Genomic DNA, 11,065 nt, shown 5'->3' on the forward strand with positions numbered 1-11,065 from the left:
CCAACCCGAAATCACCCGGCCGGTGAATAATCCGGGTTAGATTGCAATGGTTTACGAAAGACTAAAAATACAATTCGAATGTAATTATCACGGAAACTTCATGGGTTGCGGGCGGCACTGGGCGCGCTCGGTTCAGCGATTTGCGCCGGGCACCCAGAGCACATCGCCCGAACCACCCTGTTCCGGCGCATTTTCCAGCCGCGCCAGCACGAACAGCAGATCGGAAAGCCGGTTGAGATACTGCCGCGCCGGGCCGGACATCTCGTCACCGGCGGCGACCGAATCGCGTTCGGCCCGGCGCACGATGGTGCGCGCCAGGTGCAGATGCGCGCCCGCCGCACTGCCGGCCGGCAGGATGAAGCTGGTCAACGGCGCCAGCCGATCGTTGGCGGCATCGATCTGGCCTTCCAGCCAGTCGACCTGCGCTGGCACGATGCGCAGGGCGCCCTCTATGCCGTCGGGCGTCGCCACATCGGCGCCCAGATCAAACAGATCATTCTGGATGCGCGACAACAGCGCGTCGGTGGCGGGCGTCACGTGCAGCCGGGCAATGCCGATGGCGGCATTGGCTTCGTCCACACTGCCCATCACCACCGGGCGGTGGCTGGCCTTGGACACGCGGCTGCCATCCACCAGGCCGGTGGAGCCATCATCCCCGGTGCGGGTGTAGATGCGGTTGAGCTTGACCATGGCCGCGCCCTCAACCCGGGCGGTTGATCAGGAACAGGATGATCACGAACACGATGGCCAGCGCCTGCAGCGCCACGCGCAGGCTCATCATCCGGTTCGACTGTTCGCCGGTGATATCCTGGCCACGCGCCATGATGATGATGCCACGCGCGAGCACGGCCAATGTCGCGACAGCGGAAGCGACCATGAAGAAGACAAGCGCAGACTGCATGGCCACAAGGTGTAACAGCCTTTCCGGCCCGCGAAAGGGGGGTGCGGCAGCAAGCCCCTGCGACAGGCCAGACGTGTCAGCCCACCCCGACAGAGGCCTGACAGGCCGGCTGGACAAATGCCGCTGCCCGGATCAGGCCACTGCTGTGCCGCGTGCGGCCCGGCGGCGCAGCGCGGTGCCGGTGGCGCCAAAGCCGATGATCAGCATCAGCCAGCTGGCCGGTTCCGGCACGCCGCCGGGCAGCGGCGTGACCGTGTAGCTGAGCGCCGTGCTGGTCAGCGATTGCGCCGGCAGCGCCAGCAGCTGGCTCTGGTTGCTCGCCGTGCCGCGGCGGAAGCGCAGTGACAGGAACGGGCTTGATCCCGGCTGCTGCAGGATGGCGCCGAAATCCGGCGCCGACAGATCGGTCAACAGGCCCGGCAGCGTTGGCAGATCGCGGTTTTCGCTGAGCGAAAAGGTCAACGCGCCCAGAAACACGTCCGACGGCAGCCCGGCAAAGCCAACGCTGTTGGCAAAATCATAGGGCAGCACTGGGCCATTGGCATCAAAGCTGGTGACGCCGGCCGAAATCCCGATCTGATCGGTGCGCCGGTTGGCATTGCCGGGCACGCCACCATTGTTGACCAGGAACAGATTGCCGGGATCGCTGGCCTTCTGGGTGAAGGTGATCGCTCCGCCCGGCGCGAAGATCGCCACCAGCCCACCTTCGACCGCGCCGCTCCAGAAACCGCTTTCACCCTGCCCGCCGATCGCGCCGGAGGCGGTGAAAGTCGACGGCTGGCCATTGATCACGAAGGAAGCAAAGAAGCTCTGGCCCGCAAACTGCGCCAGTTCCGGAATCGGATTGGCCGACGGGGCGACCACCAACCCGCCGCTGACCGTCACGAAATAGCGTTGTGCCGCCGCCGGGGCCGCAGCCGCCAGGGCCAGCACCGCCAGCCCGCACATCAGCTTTTTCATTTTTAAATCCTTAATTTTCTATTATTTACCCACGCCCCGGTCACAAGCTGGCCAGCAATTGCGCGGCTGTCAACCCGCCCGCGCGCAGCGCTGCCAGGGTTTCGCCGGCATCGCGCTTGGCCAGCCGCCGGCCATCTGGGCCGGTCAACAGCCGGTGGTGGTGATAGCGCGGCGTCGGCAGGCCGAGCAGCGCCTGCAACAGCACCTGGACATGGGTGGCGCCAAACAGGTCCACCCCGCGCACCACATCGGTGATGCCTTGCGCAGCATCATCCACCACCACGGCGAGCGCATAGGCCGTGCCGATATCGCGCCGGGCGATGACGATATCGCCGCCCGCCATCGCATCGGCCACCTGCCAGCCTTCCCGTTCATCGTGCCAGCGCAGTGGCCCGGTGATGGCCAGCGCGGCGGCCACATCCAGCCGCCAGGCCGGCCTTTCCGTTGCCAGCCGGGCGGCACGCGTGGCCGGGTCCAGCCGCCGGCAGGTGCCGGGATACACCGGCCCTTCCGGCCCGTGCGGGGCGCTGGCCGCCGCCGCAATGTCGCTGCGCGTGCAGAAACAGGGATAGGCGACGCCCTGTGCCACCAGCTGGTCCAGCGCGGCGGCATAGACTGGCCCCCGCTCCGACTGGCGCCACACCGGTCCGTCCCAATCCAGCCCCAGCCAGGCCATATCCTCCATTATGGCTGCTTCAAATTCCGGCCGGCAGCGGGTGGTGTCGATATCCTCGATGCGCAGCACGAACCGGCCGCCGGCAGCCCGCGCCAGCCGCCACGCCGTCACCGCCGACAGGGCATGGCCGCGGTGCAACAGCCCGGTGGGCGACGGCGCAAAGCGGCTGGCGACAGACTTATCCACAGTTTCCACACCAAGATGATGGGCTGTCATTGGCCTGACACACAATCTGTTGTAAAGATGGACCCATCACGGAAGTGGCCGCCCGATTGCGGCCCTGGGGGCAATCCGCCCCTTGTGCGACTGGGCCCGTGACACGGATTGGCCACTCCCTTGCTCAGGGAGGGCACGGCCGATGCTGACGACAGACCTCATCGAGGAAAAATTCGTCACCGCACCCCATCTCGTCTCGCCAGAGGCCTGCCCGGCGCTGGTGCTCAACGCCGATTATACCCCGCTGTCCTATTTCCCGCTGTCGCTGTGGCCGTGGCAAACCGCGATCAAGGCCGCCTTTCTGGAACGGGTGGACATCATCGCCGAATATGACCGGGAAATCGCCTCGCCCTCGCTGCGCATGAAGCTGCCGTCCGTCATTGCGCTCAGGCGATATGTGCGCCCGGCCAGCCACCCGGCCTTCACCCGCTTCAACTTGTTCCTGCGCGATCGCTTCACCTGCCAATATTGCGGCGTGCCTGGCGGCGAGCTCACCTTCGATCATGTCATCCCGCGCGCCTACGGTGGGCGCACCACCTGGGAAAATGTCACCACCGCCTGCGCGCCGTGCAACCTGAAAAAGGGCGGCCGCACCCCGGCCGAGGCGCACATGCACCTGCATTCCCGCCCGCACCAGCCGCACACCCACGAACTCCAGACAAACGGCCGCGCCTTCCCGCCGCACCACTGCCACGAAACCTGGCGCGATTATCTCTATTGGGATGTCGAACTGCTGGCCTGACTTGCATTCATTCCCGCGGCTGGCATGAATGGCGGCCTGATATCGGGGGAAGATCATGGCCGCCGTGCTGACCGTGCTGGACGAGGATTTTGGCCGCCCCGTGGCGGAGCGGCGCGCCGCCGGCCAGTTGCGGCTGGTCAGCCAGCGCACCAGCGCCCGCGCCATCATCACCGAGCGGGTGGCGCAGGAGGTGGCGCTGCTGACCACCCGCGAAGAGGCATCGCTGGCGACGCGCTCCTTCCTGGTCGCGCCCGCGCCGGCGGAAACGGCGCTCAACCCGCTGTTCGCCCGCCGCCGCCCCCGCCGCATCGACGCGGCGGCCGAAATAACGCGTGCCTGCGCCGCCTTCGAACAACGCCGCTTCATCCTGCTGGTCGACGACGTGCAGCTGGACGGGCTGGATGACGAAGTCGGGCTGGGCGAGACCAGCGAGGTCATCTTCCTGCACCTGTCGCCGCTGAAGGGCAGCTGATGTCGCTGCTCGGGCGCCTCGGCGGGCTGTTCGGCGGGCGCAAGGCGCCGGAAACACGCGACGAGCCGGCGGGCAATGAGGCCGAACGCCTGCTCAGGACCATCCTTGATGAGGCCGTCAACGCCAGCGACCATTGGCAGAAGAAGCTCACCGATTCACCGCGTTGGGCGGCGTTGAAGGCGGATCCGGCCGCCCTGCAGATCGATGTGATGTTGGCGGCGCTCAACCCGGTGCCGAACGAAAACAAGCTTTATGCCGGCAGCAACTGGCAGGTGGAGAATTTGCGCAACACGATGATCAGCCAGATCGTCCGGCGCGATCTGCCCTTTTCCGCCGGCGTGCTGACCCAGTTGCTCTCCGCCTGGTCGAAACAGCGATACGGCCTGGAAATGGGCCTGCCCGGCCGCGCCATGCTGGGCGCGGTCGAGCGCCATATGAAAACGGCGCCGCTCGATGCCGGGCTGCGCGATGTGCTGCGCAAATTGCGGGCAATGGCCAACCGCGGCGCCTATGGCGGCAGCCCCAGCAAGGTGACGCGCGAGATTGCTGACCGCATCGACCGGCTGCTCGATGGCACCACCGACATGCCGAAACTGCCCGCTGGCCGGTTCGCGGCGCACTGGCAGTCCCTGATGGCAACACGGGCCAGCAGCGAGCAGCCGCCGTGGCAGGCGCTGGCGCTCCATTGCGCCAGCAGCGCGGCCAAGGGCCAGCCCAGCAGCAAATGGCAGGCAACGGGCACGGCGATGCTGGCCGGGCTTGATCGCGCGCAGCTCAGCGCGCTGATCATCGGCCTGCTTGCCGAGGTGGTGCCCGATCCCGGCCGCATTGACGACAGTCTCGACATTCTGAAGGGCCTGATCTGGCTCACCCCGCAGCTGGATCATGCCGAACTGGCCGGCCCGGTCGGCCGCTTTGCCGAGCTGTGCTTCCGCAAGGTGCCGAACCAGGGCGCCCGCTCGGTCAGCCTTGGCAATGCCTGCCTGTGGGCGCTGTCGGCAATGGCGGACGGCCCGCACGCGACGGCCGAACTGTTCCGGCTGCAGGCGAAGATCAAATATCCATCCGCGCAAGGGGTGATCGCCAAACGGCTGGCAGCGCTGGCCGACAGCAGCGGCCAGAGCATTGCCGCCCTGGAAGACATCGGCCTGCCCGATCACGGCCTTGATGAAACCGGTCGCCGGGTCGAGCAGCTCGCCGGCTTCACGGCCACCATCACACTCACCGCCACCGACACCAGCCTCGACTGGCAGGATGCGACCGGCAAGCCGCTGAAAGCGGTGCCGGCAGCGGTGCGCACCGGCCACAAGGCCGATCTCGCCGCCATCCGCAAGGCGCTGGCCGATATCGAGGCGGCGCGCGCCGGCCAGGTGCTGCGGCTGGAGGCAAGCTGGGTCGAGCGGCGCGACTGGGCACTGGCGGATTGGCAGGCGCATTATCTCGGCCACCGGCTGCGCCGTCCGATCGTGGAGGCCTTGCTGTGGGACATTGGCGGCACCATCGTGCTGCCCCGCGGCAACCGGCTGGAAACGCTGGACGGCAGCGACTTCAACCCGCCTGCTGATGCCCGCGTGCGGCTGTGGCACTCGCTGCTCAGCCCGCCGGCCACCGTTCTGGCCTGGCGGGAGCGCATCATCACTGCCGGCCTCACCCAGCCGATCCGCCAGGCCCACCGCGAAATCTATGTGCTCACCGATGCGGAGCGGGCGACCGACGTCTATTCCAACCGCTTTGCCGCCCATATCCTGCGCCAGCACCAGTTCCGCGCGCTCTGCCAGGCCCGCGGCTGGCGCTATGGCCTGATGGGCCAGTGGGACAGCATGAACTGGCCCGAACGCCCGCTGCCCGCCCACGGCCTCACCGCCGAATATCTGGTGCAGGCGGTGGACAATGGCGAAGCCAGCGCCAGCGGCATCCTGATGCACGTGGCCACCGATCAGCTGCGCTTCCTCGATGCCCAGCGCCAGCCGGTGCCGCTGGCCCAGGTCGATCCGCTGCTGCTGTCGGAAATGATGCGCGACTGCGATCTGTTTGTGGCCGTTACCAGCGTGGCCAATGATCCGGGGTGGGCGGATGGCGGGCCCGCCGGGCGCTTTGGCCATTATTGGAACACATGGGCCTTTGGCGATCTTGGCCAGTCTGCCCTGATGCGCCGCGATCTCATCGCCCGCATCGCCCCGCGGCTGGCCATCGCCGCCCAGCTGGAGGTGGGCGACAAGGCGCTGATCGTCACCGGCAAGCGGCACCGCTATGCCATCCACTTCGGATCGTCGAACATCCAGATCCTGCCCGGCAACCGCTATCTGTGCATCGTGCCCGACAGCGCCCCACCCGAAGCCCGCAACCTCGCCCTGCCCTTTGCCGGCGACAATCTGGTGTCCATCATCCTCGCCAAGGCCTTCCTGCTGGCCGACGAAAGCAAGATCACCGACAAGACAATCCTGTCGCAGCTGTAGCCACCGCCTTGCAGGTTTCAGGGTTGAATCAGGGCGCAAATCGCAGAGAGGGTGGGATACTGCATCTCTTCGATAAACGTATTTCGTTTCAATGTCTTATAACTATATGTCCCGCTAATTTGTAGCGCGAATTGTAGCAAAGTGTTCCAATCAGTCGGTGGCATAATGATCACAGGATGGTGCCCGTTGCGCTTATCTCGAGCCAAGCGGCCAAGCCTGCACCTTCGAATTCCCCATCCTCCGCCGACCTACAGGCCTGAATGACAGCGTGGTGTCCATTTGCTGGCATGCCAATCGCGGCGTGCGAGCAGCAGAGCCTTGCTTGTTACCGCCACGTGCTCATCTTCACGACCAAGGCGGTCCCGATTGCCATGGCCACCATGGCGCCCGTGGACAACAGGAAGATGCTGTCTGCAGTGCCGGAATGGTTCAGCAGCAGCAGACCGCCGCCAAGGACGATTCCCGCACGCAGGGCTTGCGCCATGATGACACCGCCGACACGGCCGGCACCTTGCGAGGCGAAATAAAGGCACAGCCCCATGCCGAACAGGCCATAGCCAAAACCGGCGACCGAAAGATAGGCATAGGCCGGCTGGCGCACCGGGGCGACCTTGGTAAACAGATCGACCCAAAGCCCGGGCAGCGCGACCGCCAGCAACCCGATTGCGCCGACCCCGGCGAAGGCCAGCGTGCCCGCGGTCCAGGCCACACGCCGCGCCCGCGCAATGTCGCGCGATCCGATCGCGGTCCCGACGATGGGCACGGCGGCCACGCCAACCGAGAAGGCAATCGGGATCAGCAGGAACTCCAACCGCACCCCGATGCCATAGCCCGCCAGCACATCAGGCCCGAAGCGCGCGACCATCCTCGTCAGCATCAGCACCGACCCCACCGACAGCAGCGGCGACAACATGGCGATTGCGCCAATGCGCAGCAAGGCGGCGACATGCTCCGCCCGTGCGGCACCGGCTGCAAAGCGCAGGGTGAGGGCGCTCCTCCCGGCGCGGATGTAGAGGAACAGGATGATCGCAGCCGTCCAGAAGGCCGCGACCTGCCCGAGGGCCACGCCAGCGATGCCCAGCGCCGGGAACGGCCGGACGCCAAGCCCGAAGGCCCCGCCAATCAGCACCTGACCGATGCCGGCGCACAAGAGGATGTTGGCCGGCACAGCCATATTGCCCGAGCCCCGCAGCATCGAAGCCAGTGTGTTGGCCAGCCAGATGGCGGGAATGCCCCAGGCCGCGGTGTTGGCAAAGGCCAGCGCCTGTTCCAGCACCGCGCCGCTGCCGCCCAGCAGCGCGAACAAGTCCCGGCCGAAAACCCGCACCAGAACGGCGAGGACCAGGCCAAACACCACGGCAATGGCCAGCGCGGCCAGCGCCAACCCCTGTGCCAACGCACGGTTGCCGGCGCCCATTGCCCGGCTGATAGCGCCCGAGATGGTGCCGCCCATGGCGCCGGCCGACAGCATCTGCATCAGCATGAACACCGGGAAGGCCAGGGCGATGCCGCCCAATGCGGCAACGCCGATCCGGCCGACATAGGCCGTCTCGGCAATGGAGACGATCGCTGCCGAACCAAGCGCAACCAGATTGGGCAGCGTCAGCCGCAGCAATGTGGGCAGCACCGGGCCAGATCTGAGCAGTTCGGCACGCTGGGCGGCTGGCGATGTGGTGGCCAATGGCTGGATCCTGTCCACAGAGCCCTACCAGGACCGGGTGGCGAGACAGAGCGCTGCGTCGCGGCCCTCGCGGACCAGGCGGTCCACAGCGGCGTCATCGGTTTCGATCCGCATCAACTGCAGCACGCCCATCATTGCCGCGAACACGGTTCGGGCCCGCATTTCACGCTGGTCTGGCGTGCCGCCTGGGGGCAAATGGTCCGCAATCAACTGCACCAGGCGCCCGGTCTGCGCGGCAAAGCGATCGCGGGTCTCGGCCGGCTCGCGGGCGATCTCGGGCGCCAGCGCAGCGGCGGCACAGCCCAGATCCATGTGCACACGGTGGCGGGGCCGCAGATAGGTGGCAATCAGCGTTTCCAATTTGCGGTCGGCCGGTGCGGCGGCCAGTACCTCCTCGAAGTAACCCAGCGTGCTTTGCGCCGCTGTTTCCACCGCCGCTGCCACCAGATCGGTTCGCGACGGGAAATGGGCGTAAAAGCCGCCATGGGTCAGGCCGGCATCGGCCATCAGCGCCCGCACGCCCACGGCCGCAATGCCATCGCGCCGGAACCGTTCGGCCGCGTTCTTCAATATGGCCTCGCGTGCCGCCTGCTTGTGATCCCTGGAATATCGCGCCACGCCCCGCCGCCCTTCAAACGCGCTGATAGCGGGCGGCGATCGCCCCGCCCATCACATCGCGCATGAAGGCCATGCGCGCCGCTTCAAATTCATCTCAATGGCGTTCGGATGCAAGCGAGGGCACGATCACCTCGTCGCCCCGCTCGGCGGCAACCAGCACGGCATCGGCCAGCGCATCGGCAGTGACATAGCTGGACTCCGGGAAGATGCTGTCGCTCATGCCCTGCGCGGAGAAGAACTCGGTCTTCACCGGCCCCGGCAGCACGACATGGATGCCAATGCCGCTGCCGGCCAGTTCCAGCCGCAGTGAGCGGGTGAAATTGAGCACATAGGCCTTGGAGCCACTATAGGCGCCGCCGCCCGCACTCGGCATCAATGCCATCACCGACGCGATGTTGATGAGGCTGCCGCGCCCCGCCGCGCGGAACTGCGCCACGGCCGCCAGCGACAGGCGGGTGAGCGCCAGCACATTGATCCGCAGCAGCGCTTCCTGAACATCGGCGGCAACCGTCGATGTGGCGCCAAGCCCGCCCACCCCGGCATTGTTGACGAGCAAGGTGACCGGGATTGCGGCCAGCCGCGCTTCCAGTCGGGCCACATCATCAGCAGTGCCAAGATCCGCCGCAAGCGTCTCCACCCCCACGCCGGTTTCGGCCCGCAACTGCGCGGCCAGCGCCTCCAGCCGGTCGGCCCGGCGGGCGACCAGCAGCAGATCATGGCCACGCCCGGCCAGGCGCGCGGCGAAGGCGGCACCGATGCCGGAAGAGGCGCCGGTAATGACAGCGGTTCCCATGCTCATGTCGCTTGTCCTTCAATCGCGGGTGCGCGGCGATGCGCGGTTTTCCGCGCGCCAGCGGATCTCGTCCGGCGTGCCGGCCCGCGGCGGGTAGAAGCCATTGATTGACCAGTAATCGAACGGGGTTTCGTCGACATGCAGCTCCCAGTCGAACCCGCGATCGGCGACATAAGGCTTCAGGATGGCGTTGATGCGATCGATGAAGCGGCGGCTCACCTCAACCGACGGGAAGCTGCGGGCGATATGCTCCATCACGATGCGCACGAACCGGTCAGCCGGCTTGCCGCCCACGAAAAACTGCGCCGGATCAATCGGATGAAAGACAATCCCGACATAGAAGCGCGGCATCACTGCGCCATAGACATCGGTGATCTTCTCCGCCAGCGCCGCCTTGTCTTCCGGCGAAAAGGCATCGGCGGGATGGAATATCTGCCAGAGCGGCATGGCAATCTCCTGAGGCATGCGAGTCGCAATGAAATGACAATCGTCATCTATTTGGCTCGGCTATATATGTCAATCGTCATTCAAAACGATCACAGGCCACCACCGGGCAAGGTGCAGGACGTCAGACGGGCTCAGGCGGCGCGGCGGCGGCGCAGGCTGTCAACAAGCAGGGCAAAGGCCGGGGTCAACTGGCGCCGATCCGGATAATAGAGGTGATAGCCGGGAAATGGCGGGCACCAGTCGTCAAGCACACGCTCCAGCCGGCCGCTTGCAAGCAGGGCACTGGCCTGGTCTTCCAACACACAGGCAAGGCCAATGCCTTCGGCCGCTGCGTGCAGGATCATCGGCACATCGTTGATCACCAGCGGCCCTTCGACCCGCACGTTCAGATCACGCCCATCCTTGCCGAACTCCCAGGCATAGAGCCCACCCTTCGAAGGCATGCGGATATTGATGCAGTCATGGCCGGTCAGGTCCTGCGGTGTCATTGGCCGGCCCCGCCTGGCGAAGTATTCGGGCGCTCCCACCACCGCCATGCGCAGTTCCGGGCCGATCGCCACCGCGATCATGTCCTTGGCCACCTGCTAGCCCAGCCGGATGCCCGCATCAAAGCGATCGGCAATGATGTCGGTCAACTGCCCGTCGATGGAGATTTCCACGCTGAGATCGGGATGGTCCTGCAGCATGCGGCTCACCGCCGGCCACAAGATGGTTTCGGCGGCATGGCGCCTGGTGGTGATGCGCAGCCGTCCCGAAGGCCGCTCGCGCAGGGCGCTCAGCGCCGCCAGCCGGGCATCAATCTCGTCAAACGCCGGGCGCAGCGTGGCGATCAACTGTTCGCCCGCCTGGGTGGGCGCAACGTTGCGCGTATTGCGCGTCAGCAGTTTCAGGCCGATCGCCGCTTCCAGCCGGCGCACGATCTGACTGATCGCCGATTGCGATGTGCCCAGCATCGCCGCCGCCCGCGTGAAGCTGCGTGCCTCTGCCACCGCCAGGAAGACCGCAAGATCACTCAGCTCTTCCCGCTTCATTGATAAGCTCCAGAGATAAGCACATGCAGAATTTAGCCCGCCTTATTCATGAGCCTTCCTGTCAGGGCGTTG

At 66.2% G+C, this 11,065-nt stretch carries 11 protein-coding genes and 1 pseudogene; 3 read left to right on the forward strand and 9 right to left on the reverse strand.

Annotation, left to right across the window (positions count from 1 at the left end; translation table 11 throughout):
- Positions 1-132: 132 nt before the first annotated feature.
- The 4 genes from CHU93_RS01550 to gluQRS all read right to left on the reverse strand — a co-directional run bounded on the left by CHU93_RS01550 (position 133) and on the right by gluQRS (position 2,753).
- Positions 133-690, reverse strand: a complete 558-nt coding sequence (locus tag CHU93_RS01550; RefSeq protein ID WP_094472456.1) for a cob(I)yrinic acid a,c-diamide adenosyltransferase — start codon at positions 688-690, stop codon at positions 133-135.
- Positions 691-700: 10 nt separating this feature from the next.
- Positions 701-901 carry a twin transmembrane helix small protein gene (locus CHU93_RS01555; RefSeq protein WP_094472457.1) on the reverse strand — a complete coding sequence of 67 codons (201 nt, stop codon included), beginning with the start codon at positions 899-901 and terminating at the stop codon, positions 701-703.
- 132 nt (positions 902-1,033) lie between these two features.
- Positions 1,034-1,861: a PEPxxWA-CTERM sorting domain-containing protein gene (locus CHU93_RS01560; protein ID WP_094472458.1), complete on the reverse strand. Its 828-nt coding sequence runs from the start codon at positions 1,859-1,861 to the stop codon at positions 1,034-1,036.
- Positions 1,862-1,901: 40 nt separating this feature from the next.
- Positions 1,902-2,753, reverse strand: coding sequence for a tRNA glutamyl-Q(34) synthetase GluQRS (gene gluQRS, locus CHU93_RS01565; RefSeq protein WP_094472459.1), 852 nt, complete (start codon positions 2,751-2,753; stop codon positions 1,902-1,904).
- Positions 2,754-2,895: 142 nt separating this feature from the next.
- Here gluQRS and CHU93_RS01570 point away from each other — a divergent pair, with 142 nt between their 5' ends.
- Genes CHU93_RS01570 through CHU93_RS01580 form a run of 3 tightly spaced genes read left to right on the forward strand, consistent with a single transcriptional unit; the run spans position 2,896 to position 6,423 of the window.
- Complete coding sequence (locus tag CHU93_RS01570; RefSeq protein ID WP_094472460.1) at positions 2,896-3,495, forward strand: HNH endonuclease; 600 nt, start codon at positions 2,896-2,898, stop codon at positions 3,493-3,495.
- A gap of 55 nt (positions 3,496-3,550) precedes the next feature.
- Positions 3,551-3,967 (forward strand): hypothetical protein, encoded by a 417-nt coding sequence (locus CHU93_RS01575; RefSeq protein ID WP_094472461.1) that lies wholly within the window; start codon positions 3,551-3,553, stop codon positions 3,965-3,967.
- A complete protein-coding gene (locus CHU93_RS01580; RefSeq protein ID WP_094472462.1) occupies positions 3,967-6,423 on the forward strand; it encodes a DUF4132 domain-containing protein in 2,457 nt (818 codons plus the stop codon). The genes CHU93_RS01575 and CHU93_RS01580 overlap by 1 nt, the downstream gene beginning before the upstream one ends.
- A 325-nt stretch (positions 6,424-6,748) precedes the next feature.
- On the opposite strand, the gene CHU93_RS01585 is transcribed toward CHU93_RS01580, so the two are convergent.
- The 5 genes and pseudogenes from CHU93_RS01585 to CHU93_RS01605 form a co-directional block, all read right to left on the reverse strand.
- Positions 6,749-8,104 (reverse strand): MATE family efflux transporter, encoded by a 1,356-nt coding sequence (locus CHU93_RS01585; protein ID WP_165768555.1) that lies wholly within the window; start codon positions 8,102-8,104, stop codon positions 6,749-6,751.
- 24 nt (positions 8,105-8,128) lie between these two features.
- A complete protein-coding gene (locus CHU93_RS01590) occupies positions 8,129-8,722 on the reverse strand; it encodes a TetR/AcrR family transcriptional regulator (protein WP_165768556.1) in 594 nt (197 codons plus the stop codon).
- Between the two features lie 94 nt (positions 8,723-8,816).
- The gene (locus CHU93_RS01595; RefSeq protein ID WP_094472465.1) at positions 8,817-9,521 is read right to left on the reverse strand and encodes an SDR family NAD(P)-dependent oxidoreductase; all 705 of its coding nucleotides are present in this window, start codon (positions 9,519-9,521) and stop codon (positions 8,817-8,819) included.
- Between the two features lie 12 nt (positions 9,522-9,533).
- Positions 9,534-9,962 carry a tautomerase family protein gene (locus CHU93_RS01600; RefSeq protein WP_094472466.1) on the reverse strand — a complete coding sequence of 143 codons (429 nt, stop codon included), beginning with the start codon at positions 9,960-9,962 and terminating at the stop codon, positions 9,534-9,536.
- Between the two features lie 131 nt (positions 9,963-10,093).
- A pseudogene (locus CHU93_RS01605) lies at positions 10,094-10,993 on the reverse strand (LysR family transcriptional regulator).
- Positions 10,994-11,065: the final 72 nt, after the last annotated feature.

Origin of the sequence: Sandarakinorhabdus cyanobacteriorum, from assembly GCF_002251755.1 — a bacterium.
In the GTDB taxonomy this organism is placed as follows: Bacteria; Pseudomonadota; Alphaproteobacteria; order Sphingomonadales; family Sphingomonadaceae; genus Sandarakinorhabdus; species Sandarakinorhabdus cyanobacteriorum.

What these genes read in the sequence shown, in the direction of transcription:
- CHU93_RS01570 (WP_094472460.1), top strand. Translation starts at nt 2,896, where the DNA reads ATGCTGACGACAGACCTCATCGAGGAAAAATTCGTCACCGCACCCCAT.
- CHU93_RS01595 (WP_094472465.1), bottom strand. Translation starts at nt 9,521, where the DNA reads ATGAGCATGGGAACCGCTGTCATTACCGGCGCCTCTTCCGGCATCGGT.
- CHU93_RS01580 (WP_094472462.1), top strand. Translation starts at nt 3,967, where the DNA reads ATGTCGCTGCTCGGGCGCCTCGGCGGGCTGTTCGGCGGGCGCAAGGCG.
- CHU93_RS01550 (WP_094472456.1), bottom strand. Translation starts at nt 690, where the DNA reads ATGGTCAAGCTCAACCGCATCTACACCCGCACCGGGGATGATGGCTCC.
- gluQRS (WP_094472459.1), bottom strand. Translation starts at nt 2,753, where the DNA reads ATGACAGCCCATCATCTTGGTGTGGAAACTGTGGATAAGTCTGTCGCC.
- CHU93_RS01560 (WP_094472458.1), bottom strand. Translation starts at nt 1,861, where the DNA reads ATGAAAAAGCTGATGTGCGGGCTGGCGGTGCTGGCCCTGGCGGCTGCG.
- CHU93_RS01575 (WP_094472461.1), top strand. Translation starts at nt 3,551, where the DNA reads ATGGCCGCCGTGCTGACCGTGCTGGACGAGGATTTTGGCCGCCCCGTG.
- CHU93_RS01555 (WP_094472457.1), bottom strand. Translation starts at nt 901, where the DNA reads ATGCAGTCTGCGCTTGTCTTCTTCATGGTCGCTTCCGCTGTCGCGACA.
- CHU93_RS01600 (WP_094472466.1), bottom strand. Translation starts at nt 9,962, where the DNA reads ATGCCGCTCTGGCAGATATTCCATCCCGCCGATGCCTTTTCGCCGGAA.